Origin of the sequence: Bacteroides stercorirosoris (genome assembly GCF_900142015.1) — a bacterium.
GTDB lineage: Bacteria > Bacteroidota > Bacteroidia > Bacteroidales > Bacteroidaceae > Bacteroides > Bacteroides stercorirosoris.
Genome location: NZ_FQZN01000004.1, coordinates 117127 through 142360, shown reverse-complemented (window position 1 = coordinate 142360; position 25234 = coordinate 117127). Strand labels below are relative to the sequence as shown.

Annotated in this window: 17 protein-coding genes and 1 pseudogene; 5 read left to right on the top strand and 13 right to left on the bottom strand. The window is 42.3% G+C overall.

Going from position 1 to position 25234, the window contains the following annotated elements; translation table 11 throughout:
- The first annotated feature begins 10 nt into the window (after positions 1-10).
- From BUC01_RS04740 to BUC01_RS04730, 3 genes are all read left to right on the top strand, one after another.
- Complete coding sequence (locus tag BUC01_RS04740) at positions 11-1033, top strand: porin (protein WP_025831130.1); 1023 nt, start codon at positions 11-13, stop codon at positions 1031-1033.
- Positions 1034-1051: 18 nt separating this feature from the next.
- On the top strand, positions 1052-1966 hold the full coding sequence (locus tag BUC01_RS04735) for a glutaminase (RefSeq protein ID WP_073312886.1): 915 nt from the start codon (positions 1052-1054) through the stop codon (positions 1964-1966).
- 67 nt (positions 1967-2033) lie between these two features.
- Positions 2034-4223 (top strand): tetratricopeptide repeat protein, encoded by a 2190-nt coding sequence (locus BUC01_RS04730; RefSeq protein ID WP_025831131.1) that lies wholly within the window; start codon positions 2034-2036, stop codon positions 4221-4223.
- Positions 4224-4244: 21 nt separating this feature from the next.
- Here the strand turns inward: BUC01_RS04730 and BUC01_RS04725 are convergent, their stop codons facing one another.
- The 5 genes from BUC01_RS04725 to BUC01_RS04705 all read right to left on the bottom strand — a co-directional run bounded on the left by BUC01_RS04725 (position 4245) and on the right by BUC01_RS04705 (position 7168).
- Positions 4245-4826: a Maf-like protein gene (locus BUC01_RS04725; protein ID WP_025831132.1), complete on the bottom strand. Its 582-nt coding sequence runs from the start codon at positions 4824-4826 to the stop codon at positions 4245-4247.
- A gap of 45 nt (positions 4827-4871) precedes the next feature.
- Positions 4872-5399, bottom strand: coding sequence for a KdsC family phosphatase (locus BUC01_RS04720; RefSeq protein WP_025831133.1), 528 nt, complete (start codon positions 5397-5399; stop codon positions 4872-4874).
- A 100-nt stretch (positions 5400-5499) separates the two neighbouring features.
- Positions 5500-6297, bottom strand: a complete 798-nt coding sequence (locus BUC01_RS04715; protein ID WP_025831134.1) for a Rossmann-like and DUF2520 domain-containing protein — start codon at positions 6295-6297, stop codon at positions 5500-5502.
- Positions 6294-6629 carry a hypothetical protein gene (locus BUC01_RS04710; protein WP_025831135.1) on the bottom strand — a complete coding sequence of 112 codons (336 nt, stop codon included), beginning with the start codon at positions 6627-6629 and terminating at the stop codon, positions 6294-6296. The genes BUC01_RS04715 and BUC01_RS04710 overlap by 4 nt, the downstream gene beginning before the upstream one ends.
- 2 nt (positions 6630-6631) lie before the next feature.
- Positions 6632-7168, bottom strand: a complete 537-nt coding sequence (locus BUC01_RS04705) for a nitroreductase family protein (RefSeq protein WP_073312885.1) — start codon at positions 7166-7168, stop codon at positions 6632-6634.
- A 142-nt stretch (positions 7169-7310) separates the two neighbouring features.
- Here BUC01_RS04705 and BUC01_RS04700 point away from each other — a divergent pair, with 142 nt between their 5' ends.
- A complete protein-coding gene (locus BUC01_RS04700) occupies positions 7311-8294 on the top strand; it encodes a GNAT family N-acetyltransferase (RefSeq protein WP_025831136.1) in 984 nt (327 codons plus the stop codon).
- Between the two features lie 2 nt (positions 8295-8296).
- Here the strand turns inward: BUC01_RS04700 and BUC01_RS04695 are convergent, their stop codons facing one another.
- Both BUC01_RS04695 and BUC01_RS04690 read right to left on the bottom strand, forming a co-directional pair.
- Positions 8297-10654: an amylo-alpha-1,6-glucosidase gene (locus BUC01_RS04695; RefSeq protein WP_025831137.1), complete on the bottom strand. Its 2358-nt coding sequence runs from the start codon at positions 10652-10654 to the stop codon at positions 8297-8299.
- A gap of 15 nt (positions 10655-10669) precedes the next feature.
- Positions 10670-13501 (bottom strand): DUF4961 domain-containing protein, encoded by a 2832-nt coding sequence (locus tag BUC01_RS04690; protein ID WP_025831138.1) that lies wholly within the window; start codon positions 13499-13501, stop codon positions 10670-10672.
- A gap of 624 nt (positions 13502-14125) precedes the next feature.
- On the opposite strand from BUC01_RS04690, the pseudogene BUC01_RS04685 reads away from it, so the two are divergent.
- Positions 14126-14364: pseudogene (locus BUC01_RS04685) on the top strand (hypothetical protein).
- A 23-nt stretch (positions 14365-14387) separates the two neighbouring features.
- On the opposite strand, the gene BUC01_RS04680 reads toward BUC01_RS04685, so the two are convergent.
- From BUC01_RS04680 to BUC01_RS04655, 6 genes are all read right to left on the bottom strand, one after another.
- Positions 14388-14819 (bottom strand): hypothetical protein, encoded by a 432-nt coding sequence (locus BUC01_RS04680; RefSeq protein ID WP_139261808.1) that lies wholly within the window; start codon positions 14817-14819, stop codon positions 14388-14390.
- A 134-nt stretch (positions 14820-14953) separates the two neighbouring features.
- Positions 14954-16921: an alpha/beta hydrolase gene (locus BUC01_RS04675; RefSeq protein WP_025831141.1), complete on the bottom strand. Its 1968-nt coding sequence runs from the start codon at positions 16919-16921 to the stop codon at positions 14954-14956.
- 124 nt (positions 16922-17045) lie between these two features.
- Entirely contained in the window at positions 17046-18998 is a 1953-nt protein-coding gene (locus BUC01_RS04670) for a SusE domain-containing protein (protein ID WP_159106494.1), read from the bottom strand.
- A 28-nt stretch (positions 18999-19026) separates the two neighbouring features.
- On the bottom strand, positions 19027-20109 hold the full coding sequence (locus BUC01_RS04665; RefSeq protein ID WP_083595436.1) for a SusE domain-containing protein: 1083 nt from the start codon (positions 20107-20109) through the stop codon (positions 19027-19029).
- Positions 20110-20127: 18 nt separating this feature from the next.
- The gene (locus BUC01_RS04660; RefSeq protein WP_025831145.1) at positions 20128-21789 is read right to left on the bottom strand and encodes a RagB/SusD family nutrient uptake outer membrane protein; all 1662 of its coding nucleotides are present in this window, start codon (positions 21787-21789) and stop codon (positions 20128-20130) included.
- Between the two features lie 18 nt (positions 21790-21807).
- A complete protein-coding gene (locus BUC01_RS04655) occupies positions 21808-24810 on the bottom strand; it encodes a SusC/RagA family TonB-linked outer membrane protein (protein WP_083595435.1) in 3003 nt (1000 codons plus the stop codon).
- Positions 24811-25234 lie beyond the last annotated feature (424 nt).

Sequence of the window (25234 nt, the reverse complement as noted above, 5' to 3'; positions counted from 1 at the left end):
ATATTTAGAAATGAAACGAACTCTGTTATCCTTTGCCTTCTTGCTCTCCGCCTTGATGGCAACCGCACAAGATGCTTGTTTGAATGACGTAGTAAACACACTTAAAGACCGTATCAGTCTCGCCGGATATGCACAGGTGGGATATACCTACGACGACGCAGATGGAGCAAGCAACACATTCGACATCAAACGTGTCATCTTCATGGCACAAGGAAAAATTACCGACCGCTGGACGTGCTACTTCATGTACAGCTTCGCCAATACCGGAAAAATTCTCGAAGCATACACCGAATACAAATTCTTGCCGCAACTGACCGCCCGCATCGGACAGTTCAAAACCATGTACACGATTGAGAACCCGATGTCTCCCTGTTATGTGGAACTGATAAACTGTTACTCACAATCCGTTAACTATCTGGCGGGAATCAACGGCAGCGACCCGTTATATGGCTCTTCCAGCGGACGCGATATGGGATTACTGATTTACGGTGACCTGTTCGGTAAACTGGTCAATTATAATTTTGCATTAATGAACGGACAAGGAATCAACCTGAAAGATAAAAACAACCAGAAAGATATTGTAGGTAACCTGATGGTAAATCCGTTGGACTGGTTATCTGTAGGCGGTTCTTTCGTGAAAGGAAAAGGATGCGCAGTAGCAACTTCCTCCCTCAATCCGGATATACAGACAGGTGACAATTACACCCGTAACCGCTGGTCGGCAGGTGCAGTCATCAAGACCAAACCGGTTGACGTACGCACGGAGTATCTTGCAGGAAAAGACGGGCATGTGAAAAGTGACGGTTACTATGTAACTGCCTCCGCCCACGTATTCCCCAAGTTTGACGTAATAGCATCTTACGATTACTTCAACAAGAGCAAGGTGCTGGATGATAAACAAACCAATTACGTAGTAGGTCTGCAATACTGGTTCTATCCCAAATGCAGGGTACAAGCGCAATATACATACTGTAATCGCCACATCGGAGACAACAGCAACCTGCTGCAAGCACAGTTGCAAGTGCGCTTCTAAAGAAAAACCATCAATACCATGAACTACAACCAAATCCTGAAAGAGATATACGAGGAAATACAACCGTATGCCCAAACTGGTGAACCGGCAAGTTATATTCCGGAGTTGCTGAAAGTAAACCCCGACCGCTACGGCATCTGCCTGCGTACCATCGAAGGAAAAGAATATGCCCAGGGGGACAGTGATGAGCGCTTCGCTGTACAAAGTATTTCGAAAGTTTTCTCCCTTGCCATGAGCTTCGGCCGGATAGGTAACGAACTCTGGAAGCGCATAGGTGTAGAACCGTCCGGCAACGCATTCAACTCCATTTTCCAACTGGAAATGGAACGGGGCATTCCCCGTAATCCGCTGATCAATGCAGGGGCGCTGGTAATGGCGGATGTACTGCTTTCAGTACTCGATTATCCCGAAAGAGAATATCTTTCTTTTGTACGGAAGCTTTGCGGAAATGACATGATACAGTATAATGAAAGTATGGCAACTTCCGAACGGGAATACGGTTATCTGAACGCTGCCATCACCAATATGCTGAAGTATCACGGCAATATAGAAAATGACATCGAACGGGTGCTTCGTTTCTATTTCCGCCAATGCTCCATAGGCATGAATTGTCGGGAACTGGCACGTGCTTTCCTCCCCTTTGCCGACCACACCAGGCCCTTCAGCTTTGACGGCATTGAACTGACCACTTCGCAAGTGAAGCGTATCAACGCCATTATGCAGACATGCGGTTTCTACGATGAAGCCGGGGAATTTTCTTATCTGGTGGGTCTACCCGGTAAAAGTGGCGTAGGCGGTGGCATTGCGGCTGTTTGTCCGCGCAAATACTCAGTAGCCGTATGGAGCCCGCGACTCAACCCGAAAGGTAACTCCGTGATGGGCATGAAAGCTCTTGAACTACTGACAACTAAAACAGCCATCAGTATTTTCTGAAAGGCCGAACCTTTTTGGCACTATTTTTGTACCTTATATAAATAAAGTATTAAAGAAAGGCCTGAATATGAATGAACAATCCATCCAAAAACAATATAACCAAATTATCAGTCTACTGGAAAACAAACGGTTGAAAGAAGCTCTCGTTCACCTGGATGCTTTCCTGTACAATGGTAACGACTGGACCCTCCGCAACCGGTTGGAACAAATCCAGACTTCCTATCAATATATGTTGCAATACATGAAGTTGGGAATGACGGACCCGGAACGGCAGAAACTATACCGCCAGCTATTAGCTGACACCTGGGAGATAGCCGACCAAACACGCCTTACCCTGCTGGATGAGGTGTCTACCCACTATTACCACTCTTTGCGCAGAAATCCGAACCAGCTTCCGAAAGCATACGACCTCTCTACTTTCCAAAGGATTCTGGAAGGTTTCACAGACGAAATGGCTGTATCGCAATTGGCAAACTACCAGGGACTGGATGCTATTCTGAAACGGCATGAAGAGACCTTGCAAGTCATGTTCCTCACTACATGGAGCAACAGCAGCTGGACCGTAGAAGAAATGGTGCAGGCAGAAAGTATGCTCCGGTCGGAAATCGTACCGGTCAACGATTTATGCCTGTTTGTCAGTGCTGTCACCCTCAGCCTGATGGAATGTTTTGATGAGCGCAAAGTTAATTGGCTGCTCGACGGCTTACGTCACGTCAATCCTCAGGTAAATCAAAGAGCTTTGGTGGGACTTGTCATCACTTTGCATCTCTATCCCTCACGCATTGCGCTTTATCCGGAACTGGAAGCACGCATATCACTCTACAAAGAAGACCCGGATTTCAGCAAACAGTTGAACCGTGTCTATATTCAGTTGCTCCGCAGCCAGGAAACCGAGAAGATTGACAGGAAAATGCGGGAAGAAATCATCCCCGAGATGATGAAGAATGTGAATATCATGCGCAACATGAAATTCGGTTTTGAAGAAACGGACGAGAACGACCGCAACCCCGACTGGGAGCAAGCATTCGAACAATCGGGATTGGGAGACAAGATACGTGAAATGAATGATTTACAATTGGAAGGAGCCGACGTATACATGAGTACCTTCGCACAACTCAAAGGATATCCTTTCTTCCGCGAACCGCATAACTGGTTCTATCCTTTCGACCGGATGCACTCCAGCATCATTCATCAGGTCGGTCTGAACCAGTCAGGCGAAAGTTCCGTTCTCTCCATCATCCTTCAATCGGGGTTCTTCTGCAACAGCGATAAGTATTCATTCTGCTTCACCATCGCACAGTTGCCACAGACACAACGGGATATGATGTTGAGCCAGATGACTCCCCAAGACCAAAGCGACTTTATGGAAGAGAAAAACAGCGCAAGTCTGAAGCAATATGCCGAACGCCCCGATGTTATCAGCAACCAGTATATTCATGACTTATACCGTTTCTTCAAGTTGAACCAGCGCAGATATGAGTTCCACAATATCTTCCAGGAAGAGATAGCTTTACATCGTAACCCGGTGTTGAAAGGTTTGTTGAGCGATCCCGAACTGCTGACTGCCGTTGCCGACTTCCACTTCCGCAAAGAACATCCGGCAGAAGCATTGGAACTTTACCGGATGCTGATTGACCGGAAACAGGCTAATGCCGATATTTTCCAGAAAACAGGTTTCTGCCTGCAAAAAGAAAAACGGTACCAGGAAGCCGTGGATGCCTACATGAAAGCTGATATGTTGAAACCAGGCCACCTGTGGACGCTCCGCCATCTGGCTACATGTTATCGTCAGATGAAGAATTTTGATGCAGCATTGGAATATTATCACCGCGTGGAAGCCATCCAGCCGGAAAACCGGAATGTATTGTTCTACACCGGTAGTTGCCTGGCGGAACAGAAAAGGTATGATGAAGCTTTGCAATATTTCTTCAAACTGGACTTTCTGGAAAATGATTGCACGAAAGCATGGCGTGGCATCGGCTGGTGTTCGTTTGTCAGCGGCAAGCACGAACAAGCCATGAAATACTACGATAAGATTCTTGCCGGAAAACCGCTCGCAACCGACTACCTCAATGCCGGACATGTGGCATGGGTGCTGGGCAGTATAGAAAAAGCGGCCGGACTGTATGGCAAGGCTATGGCAGAGAGCGGCAGCAAGGATGCCTTTCTGGAAATATTCGACAGAGATCGGAAGAGTCTCCTCAAACAAGGAATTGCAGAAGAGGATGTTCCGTTGATGTTGGACATGATTGAATAAAACGATCAATCAAGATTTTATTTACACTTTCAATAGCTCCCTGTACAGTTTCTGCACAGGGAGTCCCATGATGTTATAGTAACTTCCCGATATATTTTCCACGCCGATAAAGCCAATCCACTCCTGTACTCCATAGGCTCCGGCTTTATCCATAGGCTGGAATCTATCTACGTAATAGGCTATTTCGTCTTCACTCAAAGTAGCAAAACGCACCTCAGTCTGTGCTGTGAAACTTCTTTGCCACTCGGTAGTGGTGATGCATACGCCCGTAAAAACTTCATGGGAACGTCCCGACATAGTACGCAACATTCGCAAGGCATCCTCACGGTCTACCGGTTTTCCCAAGACCTGTCCATCCAGCCAGACAATGGTATCTGCCGTAATCATCAGTTCGCCGGGTTGCATCATGGCAACATAAGCGTCCGCTTTTTCTTTAGCAATATACAAAGGTATATCCGCACCCTGCAAAGTCTCAGGATAAGATTCATCCACATCGGGCAATGTCCGCACCTCATAGTCCACCCCCAAACCTGCCAGCAACTCCTTCCTCCGGGGAGAATTACTGGCAAGTATCACTTTATATTTCTTCAAATTATCCAACATCGCCTCTTTGTTTTTTAATCATTAATTTTCAATTTGCCTGTCATCCTACCATCCGAATGCCTTATCATCCATCCAAAGCCCCTGAACTTTCAAGACTTGTTCCACAACATCCCGTCCACATCCATAGCCACCATTGGCATGGGAGATATAACAGGAAACATCTTTCACTTCCGCAGACGCATCTTTGGGGCAACAGGGCAAACCACACTCACGCATCACCTCTATGTCAGGAATATCATCGCCTACATAAAGGATTTCTTCATCTTTCAGCCCATGACGGTTACGGAAATCATGGTAATCATGGATTTTAACAGAAGAGGACATGTAGATATCCTCGGAAGGAATACCCAAAGCCATGAAGCGTTTGCGTACCGCTTCGGAACGTCCACCGGTAATGATACCCAGTATCATCCCTTGTTTGGAAGCGAGATGAAGAGCATAGCCGTCTTTGATATTTACGGTACGCATAGGTTCTCCTTCCGGACTCATTGGTATAACGTTGGCACTCAAGACGCCGTCAACGTCAAACACGAGAGCTTTTATCTTTTTCAGATCATAATTAATGGTACTCACTTCAACTATTTTTTATAAGATTATTCGTTAAAAAACAATGCTTGTCCTACCCCGAAACATTGCTTCTTATAGGCCAAAACATTGCTTCTTACGCCCACAATCATTGCTTGTTTTGCAAATGATGTATGTTCTCGCTTATCAACCGGTACAATTCCTGCATCTCCGGTTCATCCGCCAGCATCTCCACATGTTTATTGATTACATTCTCATCATAGCGCACAGCCGGTCCTGTCTGTGCCTGTTTTGGTTCCAGTTCATGCACCTTACGTGCAGTCTCATCAATCAAAGGCAACATCACATCAAATGGAAGATTATATTTCTTCAACAAATCAGCAGCTAAGGCATACATATGATTGGCAAAATTACAGGTAAACACCGCTGCCAGATGCAGACTTCTCCTTTGTTCGGAAGTCGCCTCATATACTTTCTCCGAAAGCACCGAAGCAACCGCTTTCAGCAATTCCGTATCTTCCGGCGAATTACTCTCCACAAAGAAAGGTATCGCATGGAAATCCACAGCACGTTGCTTACTGAATGTCTGCATAGGATAAAATACTCCATAGCGCGATGCTCTCCCGTCCCAGATACTCATCGGAATACTACCGGCCGTATGAACCAACAATGCATCTCCCTTACCGGCAACGATTTCCGGCAATAATTCCACGAAAGCGTCATCCTTCAGAGAAACGATATAGAGCCTGGCTTCTTTTGACACTTCAGAAAGTTCAGTCGTATATTCCGCTTCCACCGCCTGCGCCAATGTACGGGCAGCATCGGTAGTACGGCTATACACCTGAACTATGCGAAAACCATTCCGGTATAAAGCCTTAGCCAGATTTGTCGCCAGGTTTCCGGCACCGATAAAGACTATCGGCGTATCTTGCACACTTCTTTTCATCTTGTAGCCAACCAATATAAAATAATTCCAAGAACCAGCAGGGCCACCGGCAACAGATAAGCAGACATCGTGCCGAGCAGTGCCGTTATCAATCCGAAATTCAATACCAGCCACAAGCCTATCAGCACCAGTCCCACCGATTTATCACGTTTGAAAATAAGGAATATAATCGCTGTGTATAGCAGAAAATTATCCTTATTCATCACCCACGGCAAGCCGATACTGGAGAAATGAATCAATTTATCCACTAAATAAAGTATACCGAAAACAATCAATGTAATGGCCGTAGCCTTGTAAGTATCGCGGTTATTGTTTGCTTTTGTTGCGGCCACCGTTACTTTCCTCCAAATTTATTGATATGAACCTTTTCCCATTGCAGATGTTCTTCACTGAAAGGCTTACGCTCCATGCCCTTGTGTCCGACAGCAATGACACTGAGCACCTGCAACTGCAAGGGAATGTCGAGTACTTCACGCACATATTCATCGGACGGCATTCCGGTAGCGGTGGAACGTTCACGCACCTGTACCCAACAACTGCCTAAGCCCATATCTTCTGCCTGTAACTGTATAATAATCGAAGCAATGGAAGCATCTTCAATCCACACATCGCTTGCCAACGGATCGGCCGTCACCACAATTGCCAACGGAGCATCGGCAATGAACTGCGATGACTGCGCTTTGCAATGTGATAGTTTTTCGAGCAATTCCTTATTGTCCACCATAATAAACTGCCATGCATTTGTCCGCTTGGAAGTGGGTGACATCAATGCAGCTTTCATCAAAGCAACAACTTGTTCCTGTGTCAACTCTTCATCCGTAAACTTCCGCATGCTACGGCGAACTTTTAGTAATTCACTGAAATTTTCCATATCTATTAAGTTGAGTAACTACAAGCTACATGCTACAAGTGTTTATGCTATCATACCGCAAGGTACCCGTAGCCTGTAGCTCGTAGCTAAATTATTGTTTAATAGTGCAAAGATACAAGATTATTTTTTAAATTTGCAGTCAATGCCTCTGAAACTAACGACATATTACCACGGGAATGACATCCCGGAACTACCGGGCAAAAATACGTTTCACTCCATCGAGTTGTTTCGCATCTATGAAGCAACCACAGGTTACACGCCCCTTCTCATCGTTGCATCCGAAGGCGGAAAACCCGTTGCCAAGCTATTGGCAGCAATACGAAAGAGTGTCCGCCTGTTTCCTCCTGCCATTATCAAAAGGTGTGAAATCTATGGTACGGGAGAGTATTTTGATGAAACGGCAGACAAGGAATTTGTCTTTGGCGAGATGTTGCAACGGCTGACTGACGAGGCATTGCGGGAAGCATTCCTCATTGAATTCCGTAATCTGGAGAACTCACTATTCGGTTATAAATCCTTCCGCAAGAACCACTATTTTGCCATCAATTGGCTTCAGGTACGCAACTCCCTGCACAGCAGGGAATATGTAGAAGAGCGTTTCAGTCCATCACGCATCCGGCAGATTAAGAAAGGATTGAAGAATGGCGCAGAAGTACGGGAAGTCCACAACACAGAAGAGATACAGTCGTTCTCCCAAATGCTGCACCATGTTTATTCTTCAAAAATACGCCGCCACTTTCCCAGCAAAGAGTTCTTCCAGCATATGGAAAAAGAAATGGTGCAAGGAAAACAAAGTAAGATATTCATAGTTACGTATAAAGATAAAATCATCGGTGGCAGTGCCTGCATCTATTCCGAGGATAATGCCTATCTCTGGTTTTCAGGTGGGATGCGCAAAACTTATGCCCTGCAATATCCGGGTATACTTGCCGTATGGCATGCCCTCACCGATGCCAAGAAACGGGGCTACCGCCATCTTGAATTTATGGATGTCGGTCTCCCCTTCCGCAAACATGGTTACCGTGACTTCGTTCTACGTTTCGGCGGGAAACAAAGTAGCACCCGCCGCTGGTTCCGCTTCCGCTGGGAATGGCTGAACAGACTGTTGAACAAGATTTACGAATAGCCTTATTCTATACTCTGATACGTCAATGGCGGATCAAAATAGCGTGACATACTCTTTATATTCTCCCTGTAAGAAGGCTTTGCAAAGTGAGTATCGCTGAAATAAGCATCTTGCAGTTTTTTCTTTTCTACTTTGGCAGCATCCGGCTCTACAATGTGATTGGCTGTCTTCTTACCGGAAGCATCAGATACTTCTACAGTCATGCACGCTCCATCCGCTTTTGCAGTAATCAAACTACCGGTCGATACCGGAACATCCAATGTCTGATAAGAATCAATATCCAATTTGAGAGTTACAGGAGCACCATTCCATTCATAACGATATGTTCCATTGGCATTCTCTTTAGAGATAATCATGTGAAGTATGCCATCCCCAATATTTACCCGGCTGTCCACCTCTTTCAAGTCGGAAGGAAGCTGCGGAGCAAGGGTGATAGAGTGATTGAGCATATCAGGACGCACTCCCAGGAAATACTGATTCCATACCCGGATATGCTCGCTATTGCTCCATGCTTGCAAGAAAGTCCCGCTACGCCGCACCCACGTCTGTCCGGCACGCGGCCATGCATCCGCATTCTCCGACAGACTGCCGACAGCACCTTCGGCAAGAGCCTGGCGGTTCATATTCCTGAATAAAGTATAAGCGATGTCCGCTTGTCCGTTCTCTATCATCCGTTGCATTGCCATACCATTGTTCCAAAGCCATATCGTACCGTTATGATAAGCATCGTCTTTATGATAACGATGCCACTGCTCATGATAAGGATGGAATTGTTCGTCATCCTGATCGAGTGACGACACACCCCAGGGATATACCAGACGTTCCCAAACTTCTTTGGTTTCATGCATCTTTAAGTTTGAATCAGAAATCAGATCCAGTGCATAGATAGCATTGGGACGAATTTGCGTATCACCGGTACCGTCTGTATTCAAATGATCGTAAACAAATTGAGTGGCAGTATCTACAAAATCCCGTTCAAAGTTTGAACGAAGACGTGCCGCCGCATCATTCCAGCGCCTGGCATCCTCTTCCCTATTCATATAACGGGCAAGATCCGCAGCATTCATCAACTGGGTATACCATAGAGCTTGCACATCTACAGCACGGTTGCCACGTGGCGAACAAGGATATTTACTTTGGCGCTTGGCATCCATCCAGGTGTCCGCATCGGCATGAGTGAGATAACCTTTCTCATCGGTATACAGACGCAAAGAGGCATCTGTAGCAATCTTTACCGAAGGATATATCTCTTTCACAAAAGCCGTATCACCTGTATATTTCAGATAATCGTGTACTTGCATCACAAAGCGGGGCGTTCCATCGGTGGTATTATACAGAACACCTTCCAGATTCAGGCGGTTGGGAATACGTCCGTAAGTGGGAGAAGTGGAAACAGTGTCCTGATAGCGGGCAAAAGATGCAAGGATATCACGTGCTGTCTCAAATTGTCCGGTGCAAAGCACTGCACCCGGCATAGAGATAAACATATCCCTTCCCCAGAAGTCCGTAAACCAAGGCAAACCGGCATACATGCCGTAACCGCCATGTTGATAAGTTATCAGCTGGTCGTTAGTGAGCATAATCCAGGCAAGTGCATGATCCAAAGAATCCAGATTCGTTTTCAAAGGATTATGATTGAGCAGAGATTGTATACGCCGACTACGTTCTGTCAGCCAATTCTCTCCTTCTTTACGGAAACCCTCTATGGCTTCCCGACTGTCTTCTTCCGTACCAAAAGCAATTAGGAAACCGCCTGAAGAAGCCGGAACAGTCATTATGCTATCATTAAATTCGATGGCTACTCCATTAGCCGGTGCCATACGCACCACATTTTCGGGTGATTCTTTTGCCGTATAAACTACTGAATTGCCGTCTTTCCGGGCATCAGTCACATTCTCTCCTTCCAACATCAAGGAAACGAGTTTTCCTTGTATGCTATCCATACGTACATATAGTAAGCGTGGTTTATCCAACAAACAAAATGTTTCTACTGCTTTATCATAATGACGCATCAACCTGTCCGGATACACCCTTACATGGGCATTCTTCCGAAGCAGTCTTTCGCCATCCACATACAAACGGTAGTCAGCAAAAATGCGTTTCGCATTTACGTTCCATCCTGCATACCAGTCCCCCCAACTATCCGTGGAAGTCATTCCATAATAAAATCCTCCGCTCTTATCGGTATAGGAGTATTCACGGGAATGGCCGCTGGGGATGGAAACACCTAATTCATCGATACTTAAAGGAGACAATTCCTTCATATTCTCACCACAAGAAACTACTAAAAGAGAAGCAGCTGCCAGCAATATACCGGCAGCTTTCTTCCAAAAACACAAACAAACTCTATTATCAACCATTTTACAACAACTAACCTATTTCATAATTTTACAAGCCTGTACTCTTCCATCTTCCAGATAAGCCCGTGCCATATAGTAACCAACAGGCAAAGCGGATAAACCTACAGAAGTACAGTTCTCCTGTGTCATAACCAGCATACCATTGACAGAATACACTTCTACGCGTTTAGCTTCTCCGGCAGGCAACACTAAAGTATCTATCCCCTTATTATAGTATATCAAAGTCTTCTCAGCATCCGGAGTAGTTGTTTCGATATCCGTCAAAGTAGGTTTAAAATTGGTGAAAAGACGGAATTCATGAGCCGGAACATCAACCGTCTGCGTCGTGCCCGATACAGTCATTTGTTCATTATCCTTCAACAATTCATACCAAGTACCTGTCTTGGGGAACGAAACTGAGAGGTTTTTGTCTGCCAGTGTAAAGTTTCCGACTACGACAAGAGATTTCTCTCCATCAGCAGAAGTGGCGGATAGGGTACGTCCGCTGTCCCAATTAGAAATGCCGACTTTCCAGCTAAACTTTGCGTCTGAAGCAAACAGTTCAGGATAGGAATGGCGTAAATCTAACAAAGTCGCATATGTTTGGTATAATTCTTTCCGGTCAGCATCTTCAAAGTAATCCCACTTGATTGGTTTAGGGTCTGTACGATATCCACCCTGCTCATCATATTTAGTACCGTCACTATTGTTATTGATAGAGAAATCATATCCTAACTCACCAAATTGCCAGATCATCTTTGGTCCGGGTACGGTAAGGAAGAAGGCCGCATTGGTGGCTAAACGTTTGGTACGGGTCGAGAGATTAATATTACTTCCTGTTGCAGGGCTCATTCCGGTATTTGTACTCGTAGTTGATGCTATTACTCCGGTATTTCCCCATTTCCAGGCTTTAAACCCTGTACGTTCTTCATCATGACTTTCCATATATCCCACTAAACTACCGGCAGGCATACCGGATGTCCCTGCAAACAAACCAGAAAAATCGGTTTTTGAGCCACTCCATCCCATAGCAGTTTCACAATATGCTTCATTTTTATTACGCCATAGCAAGATGCCCGCATCTCCTAACTGCTTTTCTTCACTGGTAGCTGCCAAATGTTCAAAAATAACATAAGCACCCGGTTGCCGTTCCTGTACAGCAGCCGACATACGTTTCAGATTGGCAATACGTGCATCATCCGGACCATTTGCCCAATCACTCGTTCCGTAAGGAGTATTGGAAAATCCTTTTGTAAAGTCATAACGGAAACCATCGATTTTATATTCTGACATCCAGAAGCCGGCTACGCTATCTACCAGAGCACGCGTATATTCACTCTCGTGATTAAAATCATATCCCCATGAAAGACTCGGATTCTTGATATTCGACTCCTGATTATACCACGGATTATCAGCAGAAGGTTTTCCATCCGCATCCCTATATAGGAGATAGAAAGGAGACTGGCCAAAGCTATGATTCAGCACAAGGTCGATAATGACAGCCATCCCCTGATTATGACATTCATCCACGAAAGCTCTTAAATCATTTTTTGTACCGTAATACTTATCTACGGCAAAATAGAACGAGGGATTATAACCCCAACTCGTGTTTCCTTCAAATTCATTGATGGGCATCAGTTCAATAGCATTTACTCCCAGATTTTTTAGATATTCCAGTTTTTCTTTCGCAGCATTGAAGGTATGTTCCTCGGTAAAGTCACGAATCAGCATTTCGTAAATAACCAACTTTTCAGAAGCAGGGCGCTCAAAGTTCTTCACTTTCCAGTTATAAGCAGCCTGTCCTGTTTGCAGGACGGAAACAATACCTTCCGCTTTTCCGGTCGGATAGGCTTTCAAATTCGGATATGTTGTACTCTCGATATACTGGTCATTCCAAGGATCCAAAACTTTATCTGTATAGGGGTCCGCCACATAGATAGAACCATCTACCAAATATTGGAAAGCATATTCTTCTCCTTTAGTCAATCCTGAAAGAGTTATCCAGAAATATTCACCGTCTTGTTTCAGTTGATAGTCTGCTTTAGGCGTCCAATCATTAAAGTCACCTACCGCATACACATACTTTTTACCCGGAGCCTGCAACACCAAAGTTACTTCCGTATCACTGACATAGTTAATACCGGGACGTACTCCCTTAGGCATCGTTTCCGAAGTACTTGTTCCATTCAGTACTGTTACTTTTTGTGTTGCGGATTCTGTTTTACCATTAGCAGTAGCCTCTACTTTCAACGTATAGCTTCCGGCTGTTGAGAATGTATAAGATTTGGAAATAATAGTAGCATTAGTTGCAGTAGCTATTTCGGTAGCGTTTACATAAAGTTTCAAATCGGAAGCCGTAGAGGCAGAAGCTTCAATTGTAAGAGGCGTACCGATAAGTATATTTTCTTTTTCAGCAGGTTGGTCGAAGCGAACGGTTAAACCGGCGGCATGTACATCAACAAAGATATCTTTGCCACCTGTTTCTTTTCCTTCTTTCGATTTATCGGCACTACGAAACACAAAAGCTAACTGCGTTACAGTTTCGCCACTCTTAACGCCATAATATTCACGAATACTGGGAGTTAGCTTTAATTGCCATTTATCATTTCCCAATGAAGTCATTTTATACTTCGCCGAGTTATCTCCCCATGTCGGAGCATATTGCCAGGCTGTGCCCCCAATTGTCACTCCCGTATGTGCATACACATCCCCGGTGAAGCCTTTCAACCCTGCCGTACCTTTCGTTGCATCAAAAATAATGGTGACTTCATCATTCTCCGTCGGAAAAGCCGGAGTAGTGGTTACTATTTGCGCTTGCATGGCAACCACTGCCAGCAAACAAATAAAAAAGGAGTAAAGTCTTCTCATGCGGTATCAATTTATTGGTTAATGGCTCAAAAGTACACCAGTTATCCCGGATTATCAAGTACTTGAAACAGAAGCAGGAAAAGAAGTAGTGCAAACGGTTGCATGAATCAAAGCATACATTCCTGATCAACTGGTTTCTGTCGGCAAAAATATAACGGACCGGAAATCAGCTTATGGGATTTGGTGGGTTTCATCGGTTTTATTAGAGAAATATTTTTTTCCAGTTGGAGAAATATTTTTTCCCAAGTGAGAAAAAAAAGAGCTCTGCGAAACTTGCAAACTTGCAAAACTTGCAGCCCCCTCACACCCACACACGCGCACGTATATAATAAGGTGAATTTTGACTTTCAATTGGCTCGGCCTATCACCTTTCTGAAAAAGATAAAACTATCATCAATAATCTGTGCCGCTTGCAAGGCTTTCACAAAGCGGCACAGATTCTTCTATTCCTTGAGTAAAAGAAGGGATACTTATTTTGGTGAGTTTGCCCTGCTCACCGGTACTTTCCGATCATTTTCGAGTTTTATCATCGTTCGTTTCAATTCCTCTCCTCGCGCGCGTACGTGTGTGGGTGTGAGGGAGCTGCAAGTTTTGCAAGTTTGCAAGTTTGTAAAGTATAGGATTATGAATAAAGTAACAAAAGAACAATACGAGTTTGCATTAGCAAGAGTGGAGATGCTTCTACCATTGGTTGATGATAATACCCCTGCAAACGATAAGAATGCAGTGGAACTCACCGTTATGTCTGATATAGTGATTGCTTACGAAAAGGAACATTACCCAATAGAAAAGCCTACGGTTGCTGAACTAGATTACTTTGCCGGGTACTGAACATTCCTCCAGCTGCAATGTTAGGATTTTAGGGATGGGCTATGGCAGCCTTTACCTACTGAAGCTCCTTATCCTTTACTACAACCTCCTTATCACCCTTTACTAAATAAGTATGGCAACAGTTTGCTGAAACAACATAGTTTTCAGTAACTACTGTTTTTTCTCCTATTTTACCAACAAGCTGCAACTCAATCTCTTTTCCAAAGAATTCTTCTCTATCAAGATCTGAAGCGATGGCATATGTGTGAAAAACTTCCCCCCAGTTAGGAACATCCCGCACTTTTCCTGTAGCAACTTCTATAACTTCATAACTATCCAATACGACAGGTGTATCATCTTCGTATTTTATTGTAATTGGAATACTCAAAAACGCCATATCGCAAATTACATCAGAACAATCCTCTGCTCTATCATTATTTTTATCACTACTACACCCTGTATACAAAATAGCCATACATAAAGAGGCAAAAAATAATAAGTTTTTCATAAGTAATATATTTTAAGGTTTCTACTTATATAGTAAATACCTAAAAACTGAAATACTGCATTCTATAAGCAAGAAAATACTATTTTCACACTTACTTTCCTGCCTATAGAATGCATCTATTCCTACTTCCCACTTCATTGGACGTTTTCATACCTCTTTTCAATATTCATGAATTCTGTCACTGTCTCCCAGTACTGCCTTTTGTTCTGTGGACGCGGATGCCAATCCGGATCAGGGCTATTACGAACAACCTCTTCCCAATTTCCGTCATTCATAAATTTATAATCAGTAGTGCAGGAAGATAATTCCTTTATAGGTTTAAGAAATATATATCCATCAAATAAATCCGCTAAAGTAAAGTCTGTATGCCCCATTGAGTAGTAACTATGATCACGTAATTCTCCTATAAGCGACTCCTTCAAATCAAAACCAACAGGTTTATTGTTGTACTTACTCATTACCACTTCCAATTTTCCTGCTGCTGGAGAAACCAATGCAGGCTGATGATTTGGATAATTAAAGAAAGGTTGATGTAAAGCCACAGAAACTACTTTCGTATCATATTTTGAATAGAGCAAATTTCCTAAGAAACGCTTTTCATAGCGCACAAAATCAGGAGAAGTATAATCATAATAAGGAAAAAAATAAGATGTAAATGCATGAATTGTCCCTGTCAAAACCAATATTTTCTCATGGCAAGACAACACTTCACGTTCTAAAAGAGCACATCTGAAATCTTCCGTATTCCCCAAAGGAAAAACTTTTTTCATATTTTCCGGTGTTCTCACCTTTTCAAACGCTTCCCAATTATACCGATAACTGATATTCAGAATACGGAACCTTCTCGCTTGCTCCGGTAACGAATGATTCCACTCCCATGCAGCCTTATAAATATTCATATACTCGACGATAGCCCATCGGGTATTATAATTAAACATCAACTGACGAGCCAATTGTTCATCATACTTTGGTGCATTTATCAATGAATCTAATTGTCTTTGATCTTCGTATGCCCCGAACTCCATTCCCAACATATAAATACCATTCTCATACAATTTAGGTATCATGTTTCGAACAAAATCCAAATTCTCTTTCACCCCATGATCTTCAGCCAACAAAACAATGTCTGCTTCCTTAAATTTAGATATCAAATAATCATCAGGTGAAAGGTTCTTATCGTGATTATCACAAATAGCACTCTTCTTTTCACTTCCCAAAAGAAATATCAGCGGATTATCCAAACGCTTATTCCAATCCTCCTCCGTATGTCCGGCTCCCGGAAAGACCTTAGATATCCACATGGGAGCTTTCCAGCCCTTCCTTGCCATCAAACTATCCAGTTTATCTTGATAAGGAGGATAATAAGCATCTAAAGTGGCATCCCCCCTATCCATATAAATCATACGGCTGTTAGCTTTTGGAAGGTTCCTATCAAGATAATTCCGAAAAGCTTCCGACCATTGGTCCGCTTTTTCTTTAGAGAGTTCATTGCTTAATATCATAGGGACATGAGTTGACATACAAGCAGCCCCTCCAAACACTTCCGGGTATTCGCATAGTGCATATAGTGAAATTAAGCCCCCCATACTGGAACCCATCACAAAAGTATGCTCGACACTTTTATTCGTGGAATACTTTTTATCAATAAAAGGCTTAACTTCTTCTACCAAAAAACGAAGATAGTTATCCGCATTAAACCCCACATCACCCGGAACCACACTATCCGGTAAGTTCTTCAATGCTTTTTGAGGAAAGTAGTCTGCATATCTCGTTTCCGGGATGTTTGCCACTCCTACAACAATACAGGGTTTGATCTTCTTTTCATTCAGGAGTTTTCCTACAACTTCATCAATCCCCCATTCTTGCTTATTCCAAGTGGTATTCGCATCAAACAGCATTTGACCATCATGCATATAAAGAACATCATACTTCTCTTTTGAAGAATAATCAGAAGGTAACCAAACAAAGACATCACGCGGGGTGACAATTGAAGAGTTAAAGCCAGGATACTCTACAAGTTGTCCTAAAGAAACGGTTTGCTGCGCAATACCATAATGACATAGCAGCAGAGCAAATGCTATAAAAAGGAACCTCATTTTCATTGTATTACATATTTAGCTATTACCGATGTACAACTTACTACAAATACGATTTAGAATATTTAAAAAGGCTGCCTGTAGAATAATTCCTCCAGACAGCCTTTATTTTTATAAAAATCAACCTATCTTATTTCTTTGTCATTGTACAGTACATTACATCAGAATCCGTACGTTCCAAATACAATTCAATATCATAAGTACCTGCACTAACGGACAAGTTATCTCCTCCGAAAGAAAGATCATCAACCTTTCCACCGACATTAATATCCCACCCATCATTAGCACGGAATTTCATAGTTCCGTCAGTCAACGTAAGAGTAGCCGTCCAGCACTTCTTATCTGAATCCCAAGTCATATTCTGATCAGAATTCCAACCGTCAGCAGTAGCATCACCAATAATACCCCAAGTAGTAGCCGTAGCTGTAAGTTCACCATTCATTACATCAGCAACAATATAATAGAAACCAGCCGTCGGCATATTTATATTACTACCATCGGTACTCGGTGCAAGTCCACCCTCGTAAGTAGAGAAGTGACTACTGTTGTATTCACCATTATCCCAGTTACGTTGCTTCGTAAATTTGAAATCACCATTCAAATTACTGAAACCCTTATAAACTCCATCAAAATCACTTGTACGGAGAGCCTGAGCTACTGCAGGATTCCAACCTTGATGATTACCCGGAATATAAATGAATTCTTCTGTCGGGAATGCCGTACTCAACACTTTCACTGTAAACGGATGCTTGTTCACATCAACAATCACTTTATATTCACCGGTTTCCCCTTCAAATTTAAAGTTATCACCTCCATCTCTAAATATACCATCTGCATCAATTGCATATCCCCAATTGTCGTTAGCACGAGGTTTATATTCACCATCTTTCGTCAATGTAGTAACCACAGAATATGTATTAGCCACGGCATCATATACCAATGGGGTTTCCTTATCCCAGCCACCTACTGTAGCAGAACCAATCAGCCCCATAGACTCTATTTTCACAATCTGAAGGGTATTAAACTTCATGCTTACACTGATACGATACGTTCCGGCAGAAAGAGATATAGCTGTATTACCGCCTATAGTGCCGTTTATAACCTTGTTTCCTTTATCGTCGGTAGTAGCTTCAGCGTCGTCACTTCCAACTTGAGCTTCAGAGTCCGGATCAAGTAATTTAAAGTTCGCATCAGAGTCAAGAGTTACAAAACACTCAAACAAACCTTTGGTTAATGTACTTTGTGGAATCTTCTTATCCGTACCGGTAAGTTGTATGTAAGCCGGATAAGTTGCCTTATAAGTAGTAACCTTCACTGTTAACGGTGCAGAAGGTACACCATCAGGATATGTCTCCGAATATGCTGTTACAACAAACTGCACATTAGCAGGCACAGCTTCGGGAGCACCGGTAGCTACAACGAGTTCATTCCATTCGTCAACGGTCTTCGTACAAGTGGTTCCTGTCAAATCTTTAGCCACTTCAACAGCCTCTCCACCATCGTAGGATACGGAAACGGCATAAGTGATAGCCTCGTTATAAGTTAGCCGGGCAGCTTCCCAACTCAACAATTGCACTTCACCAGCAGGATCATTCATGTCAAGCACTAACTCTGAAACGGAAGCAGCAACTACTGCTGACACCGCATCACCATAAGAATATACTTTCATTGACTGCTTAGCAGACTCATATTTACCATTAGCATCCGAAGCCACTACATAGAAAGCGAGATCAAATGAGTTATTTTCAGGAATACCAGAGATTCCTTCCAGTAAAGTGTGAAAATCAGTCTTTGTTACTGTAAGGCTCAAATCTTTCGTAGTAGTTCCTACCTGCACAGCAGCAGTGGTACCATATTGTGCATAAAGTGCATAGGAAACTTCACCTTGCATAAAACGGGCAGCAGACCACGCCCATGTAATAGACTCTGACATTGTATTCTTTGTCATCAGAATCATTCCATTGTTCACAAGTTCAGGTGCCGCAGGCTCTTTTGAAAATGTATCTTCCCAATCCTCCTGGCATCCGGTGGCAGCTATCATTACGATAGCTGCTACGAACATATATTTTAAATATTTTATCATAATCATTCAATTTTAAGATTATAACTTATTACTGCTTAATTAGTTCTACAACAAAAGGAGTACGATTGGCATGAAGCTTGATAATATAAGTACCCGCATTATCAACCTTAATATTATCCCCACCATTGGTTACGAGTTCAAGACCACCAGGTATAGCGATACTTGAATTACCACTTGCACCATACTTATTATCATAAGTTGAATTAAGACGAATCAAGAATTCACCTCCTGCCTCAAAAGTCAAAGGTTCAGAAAGCCATGCGTTTTGAATAGGATCATAAGTCAAAAGACTTGGAGCATCAGCATTCCAACCATTACATGTGCCTACAACATCAACGGCTGAAACAGGAGTAGCATCAATTGACATTGCAGTTCTGTTTACTGAAATCTTCCAGAATCCGGCAGGCAACTGTAAATCACCACCAGCAATACCAGTAAAGTGGCTATCTACTTTGAAAGCATCGTAACCCCAGTTACCTCCGCTCCAGCTACGCTCGGAAATAATTTTGAAAGCTGAATGTCCAGATGTACCATCTTCAAAGAAATCATAGAGACCTTCATAAACATTAGTACCTGCACTCGTTTCCCAGATTTCAACAGCTTCACCTTCTTTCCAACCATTGAAGAAACCTACTACATACAGATTCTTCAGCGGAGCTGCATAAGTAGTCACCTTAAAGGAGTTTGAAACATTGGATTTAATCGCTTCATACTCATCCGTTCCTGCAAATCGAGCTGTAACATAAGCCTGAACCTCTGCTGTTTCGTTAGGATTAACACCAAGACCATTGATTACAACTCCATTGATATCGCCTTTAGCAATAGCCAAAGAAGTAGTAGAAGAAGTACCCACCAAGGCAGATTTATCGCCCTTAGTTAAATAAACAGTATAAAGCACTTGTACAGGTAAACCAAAGTCAGCGGCTTTCCAAGAAAACACAACTGTTTCATCCTTAGAGTTGTCAGCATTCACAATAATATCACTGCACTGCCCAATAACAGGAGCAATATATTTATCGGAGCTATTTACTTGAGGCGTATCAATGTCTGTTTCGCAAGCAGCAAACAGCACGACAGCCATCAATAGCATTATATTTTTAATTAGTTTCATAAATCTCTTATTTGGGTTTTAATTATTAGATTGATAACCTGTATTCTGCACTAAGTTTGGGTTTTCACTCAAATCAGATTGAAGCAGAGGATAAACAGTACGATAACTAGGCAAAGCAACCTTACCATCGGGTATACCACCCTTATACGGCCAAGGATACGACATTGCCGTAAAGTAACCATAACGAATCAAGTCTGTACGACGGTGACCTTCCCACATTAACTCACAAGCACGTTCTTTCAAGATAAAATCCAAATTGATGGATGACGGAGTCGTCACACCTGCACGATCACGTAATTCCTTAATATAGCCCATTGCCTTAGAATCTGTTGTAGTTCCACCGTCCAAACGAGCTTGCGCTTCCGCATAAATCAAATACATTTCTGCCAAACGGAACATCGGGAAGTCAGCTGATGAGAAGATAGTATAATTATCGGTAGAATAGAGGGTACCATCTGAAGCCCTACTATTGAATTTCCAGCATCTCCACCCCGAATTAACATTTGCCTTATCATAAGCTTCCACACCGCCTATATTATAGAAGAAAGCACGGCGATCACTTTTTTCACGATTATAACCGAACCCACTTTTTGCCTCCCAATCTACACCAACGAGGTCAAAGTTCGCTACATATTCATTAGGAACATGATAACCATTCCACTGGTCACGACTAATCTTAGTACCTGCCGGATAGCCTAATGCAGCAGCGATACCATTATTGGCATCCTCACCCAAAGAAGCATTGATAAGAGCAGTTGTTCCACCATAGCTCTGAGTTTTATCACGATCATAAGCTATCGCAAAGATAAATTCATTACGAGCATTCAGATTCTCCGTATTATCTTGCATGAAGAGTTCTTCATAATTCGGACACAACTTGTAACCCATAGCAATCACAGCTTCTGCAGCCGCTTTGGCATCAGCCCAGCGAGCCGTTCCTGTATACACTTCCGCATTCAGATACATACGAGCCAAGACGGCTTGAGCTGCGCCTTTATCTGCACGGGGATAGGCAACACTACCTTTATTCGGGAGAGCTTCGCCACCTTCACCTGAAATGATAGCTTTCAACTCTGATTCAATCCAATTGAACAAACCTTCACGACCTATTTGCGTAGGCAAAACACCACCTATGTTTTCGGGTAAGGCAAAAGGAGGATTTCCAAAGAGATCAAGCAAAATGTAATATCCTAACGATCTAAGGAAACGAGCCTCAGCACGAAGTTCCTTAATACCTTCCATATCTATTTTCTTATCACTCTGCAACAAAAATTCATTTGCACGAGTGACAATCATCATACAACGTGTATAAACGGCAATCAAAGCATCATTAGGTGCAGTCGTCCAAGAGTTATTCTGCAGGTCAGCTACATAAGCATCTCCCCAGACACACTTCAATGAACCCACTGACATTTCGTTCAACACCATATACTGACGTACCAATTCACTGGCACCGGCATCACCCACATTGATATCTGCCGAACCCGGATCACTCTGGCTCACCAAAGAGAAAGATCCATAAATGTAAGCCAAACCTTTTTCAAAGTCACCTAAGGTGACATAGACCTGTTCAGCTGTCTTATCCGTTTCATTCAATGGCATCGTATCCAGGTCTCCGATACAAGAGTTCAATGTCAAAGCTGACATTGCAATTGCCAAACTATAAATATATTTTTTCATAATTTATCCGTTCTATCATTAGAAATTAATACTCAGACGTACCGTATAGAGACGTGGACGAGGAACAATATTATTGTCTACGCCATCTGTCGCTGTAAGTTCAGGATCCAATCCACTATATTTAGTGATAGTAAATACATTCTGTACAGAAGCACCTACACGGATATTACCTTTCCAATGAGCAAATTTATCGAAAGTATATCCCACATTGATGTCATCCATACGGAAGAATGAAGCATTCTCCAAAAACATATCAGAATATTTTTGCTCTGTTGAGATAGCTCTTGTCCAGCCAGTCTTCAATACGTTAGTAGATAAGTTATTAATATATCCCTTTGTATAGTCATCAGAGAAAGCGGAAGAATTATTCATCGCTACCCGATTCAAGGCATAACCGCCAAATGAACCATGAGCGTTGAAACCAAAGTCCCACTTCTTGTAAGTAAACTGAGAACTAAGACCGAAGAAGAACTTAGGTGTAATGCTCTTACCTGTTACGTAACGGTCAGCTTCTGTAATGTTTCCATCACCATCGCGATCAACCAATACATTCTGAATAGCCTTGCCATTTTCATCATAAGCCTGCTGGTAGAGATAATAAGTGTAAGGAGCATATCCCACACGGTGAAGTGAAGTATAACCACCGGTACCACCCATATTTGCACCAGTTTGTACCCCCAAATAAGTGGAATCATCATTGGTCAACTTCGTAATTTCTGTCTTCTGATAAGTACCGTTCACGTTGATAGTCCAGCGCATATCTTGCTTCTCGATAGGAATGAAGTTAAGGTTGAATTCAACACCCATATTCTTCATATTACCTACGTTAGAAATCACAGTATTTGAGAAGTTATTACCCATAGGTGTCGTGATATTGTTCAGCAAATCAGAAGTCTTACGATAATACGCATCTACATTACCATTAATACGTCCACCAAAAATACCGAAGTCCAAACCAACGTTGAAAGTTTCAGTAGTTTCCCACTTGATGTTGCGATTGTAAGCATTAGGAGCCAAAGTAGTGATGTAACCATCTCCCCAAGGAATCATTGTAGTAGGAGATGAAGACTCTGTATATTTGGCTTGATAAGGATAGAAGTTGTCGCCTATATCCTGCTGACCAGTTTGTCCCCAACCGAGACGAAGTTTCATACTTGAGAAAAATGAATTGTCCTTTAAGAAATTCTCTTCAGCCATATTCCAAGCAAAAGCTGCTGACGGAAACAATCCCCAACGGTTGTCCTTAGCAAAACGGGAAGAAGCATCATCACGCAAAGAGAAAGTGAACAAATACTTAGAATCAATAGAGTAATTTACACGACCAAAGAAAGATACCAAATAGTATTCTTTGCAGTTTGTCGGAGTGTGATTATAAATTTCAGTCCGGTTATCGTTATAATAAATAATCTTATTGAATTTTTCGTAATAATGTTGCCATGAATAACCGCCCATTACATCCAGATGATGAATTCCGAATTCCTTGTTATAGTTAGCATAAAACTCTAACAAAGTATTTGAGTTCTGATTACTGTAATCTTCATAGGTATCAGGAGAAGCTTTTTTAGCCATAAATGAACCCAGTTCATTATACTTGTCACCTGTGGTACGAGAAAAATCATAACCCAAGTTCAAGTTAAAGCGAAGATCTTCGAATCCATGAATCTTATAATCCAATTGTAAATTACCCATTGAACGCCAAGTATTATTCACATTATAAACATCTTCTAACAGTGACAATGGATTGATACCTGAATTTGTATTAGCAGCACCATCAGCATACACCCAGTTCCAGTAACCGTTACATTGGGTTCTGTCAATACTACCATCAGCATTAGTAAAATAAACGGGCACAGTCGGATTGAAAGAAATAGCAGAACCAATAGCACCGTTATCAGGATAATTAGCACGATTATAGATACCTTTTGCATTCACATTTACCGACAGATGATCCTGAAAGAATTTGGGAGACAAACTAATAGAAGCATTAGCACGTTGATTGTCACCGACTTTTAATGTACCTTCGTTATAGTTATAACCTAAGCTAGCTCTGAAAGGAAGACCACCTTTATTTCCATACACACTAATGTTTTGATCTGTAGAAAAGGCTGTACGATAAATCTGGTCTTGCCAATCTGTATTGGCATTTCCCATCATACTCTTAACAAGTGTCAGTTGTTCGCCTGTATACACCCTTTCCACTGTTTCACGATACTGATCAGCATTCATTACATCCAACGTGGAGGTATTCTGCTTGATACTGTAGCTTGAGTTGTAACTCACCTGAACTTTGTCGCCCTTACCTTTTTTAGTTGTAATCATTATGACACCATTGGAAGCGCGCGAACCATAGATAGCAGTTGCTGATGCATCCTTCAATACAGTGTAAGATTCAATGTCATTCGGATTAACTGTTGATAAAGGATTAGCCATACCAGCACCGTTACCTGCAATAGGTATACCGTCAATTACAATCAACGGATCATTACTAGCTGTCAAAGAGGCAGCACCACGAATACGGATAGTAGCACTACCAGTAGGGTCGCCGGAAGCCGGAGTAACCAACAAACCCGGTACTTTACCTTGAAGCATCTGATCAGGAGAAGTAATAGCACCACGATTGATTTCCTCAGCCTTAATAGCGGTTACTGATCCCGTCAAATCGTTCTTTTTAACCGAACCATAACCAATTACCACAACTTCACCCAGTAATTCAGCATCATCTTTCAGCTGAACAAGTACCATCGGAGCTGCCTTCACTTCTTCTGTTTTATAACCGATAAAAGAGATAGTAAGCATAGCTCCCTGCGGAACACTCAACGTAAAGTTTCCATCCAAATCAGTGATTGTACCATTCGCAGGATTTCCTTTCTCTACGACATTTGCGCCTATCACTTCCAATCCCGTGGCATCTTTTACATGCCCTTTCACGGTGATGTTCTGTGCATAAACGCCTACAGACAAGAATAACCCTACTAATAGGGGAAGAATCATTCGATAGATTCTAAGATTAACTTGCTTCATGCATTTAAAAAATTAAAGTTAACAATATTAATTACCTATATTTATTATTCGAAATTATCTTTCGATTGCTTTTTCTTTTATAAGGTATCTATAACATGACGCAACAAAAATATGCTTTATATAAATATTAAAATATAAGAAACATAAGAAATATGCAATAGCAACAGTGCAAACGATTGCACGGAATTGCGCAACTACAGCCAGATAAAGAATCTATATTTCAAAAGAAGATCTGATAGATATAGTAAGCATTTTCAAATAGAAAAACTTCATGAAATATCAAAAAGAAAACCAATTTCACAATTTGTTCTCACAACGATTACATTTGCACATATTCCATAACACGAACAAAAATTCAAGACTGCATTCCGGCATATTCCATGAATAAACAAGGAATAAAAATTCGTCATTATTGCATATACTT

Coding starts and splice junctions, on each gene's coding strand:
- BUC01_RS04730 (WP_025831131.1), top strand. CDS start 2,034: ATGAATGAACAATCCATCCAAAAACAATATAACCAAATTATCAGTCTA.
- BUC01_RS04725 (WP_025831132.1), bottom strand. CDS start 4,826: ATGTTGGATAATTTGAAGAAATATAAAGTGATACTTGCCAGTAATTCT.
- BUC01_RS04655 (WP_083595435.1), bottom strand. CDS start 24,810: ATGAAGCAAGTTAATCTTAGAATCTATCGAATGATTCTTCCCCTATTA.
- BUC01_RS04665 (WP_083595436.1), bottom strand. CDS start 20,109: ATGAAACTAATTAAAAATATAATGCTATTGATGGCTGTCGTGCTGTTT.
- BUC01_RS04675 (WP_025831141.1), bottom strand. CDS start 16,921: ATGAAAATGAGGTTCCTTTTTATAGCATTTGCTCTGCTGCTATGTCAT.
- BUC01_RS04715 (WP_025831134.1), bottom strand. CDS start 6,297: ATGAAAAGAAGTGTGCAAGATACGCCGATAGTCTTTATCGGTGCCGGA.
- BUC01_RS04700 (WP_025831136.1), top strand. CDS start 7,311: ATGCCTCTGAAACTAACGACATATTACCACGGGAATGACATCCCGGAA.
- BUC01_RS04695 (WP_025831137.1), bottom strand. CDS start 10,654: ATGGTTGATAATAGAGTTTGTTTGTGTTTTTGGAAGAAAGCTGCCGGT.
- BUC01_RS04740 (WP_025831130.1), top strand. CDS start 11: ATGAAACGAACTCTGTTATCCTTTGCCTTCTTGCTCTCCGCCTTGATG.
- BUC01_RS04670 (WP_159106494.1), bottom strand. CDS start 18,998: ATGATAAAATATTTAAAATATATGTTCGTAGCAGCTATCGTAATGATA.
- BUC01_RS04690 (WP_025831138.1), bottom strand. CDS start 13,501: ATGAGAAGACTTTACTCCTTTTTTATTTGTTTGCTGGCAGTGGTTGCC.
- BUC01_RS04660 (WP_025831145.1), bottom strand. CDS start 21,789: ATGAAAAAATATATTTATAGTTTGGCAATTGCAATGTCAGCTTTGACA.
- BUC01_RS04705 (WP_073312885.1), bottom strand. CDS start 7,168: ATGGAAAATTTCAGTGAATTACTAAAAGTTCGCCGTAGCATGCGGAAG.
- BUC01_RS04680 (WP_139261808.1), bottom strand. CDS start 14,819: ATGAAAAACTTATTATTTTTTGCCTCTTTATGTATGGCTATTTTGTAT.
- BUC01_RS04735 (WP_073312886.1), top strand. CDS start 1,052: ATGAACTACAACCAAATCCTGAAAGAGATATACGAGGAAATACAACCG.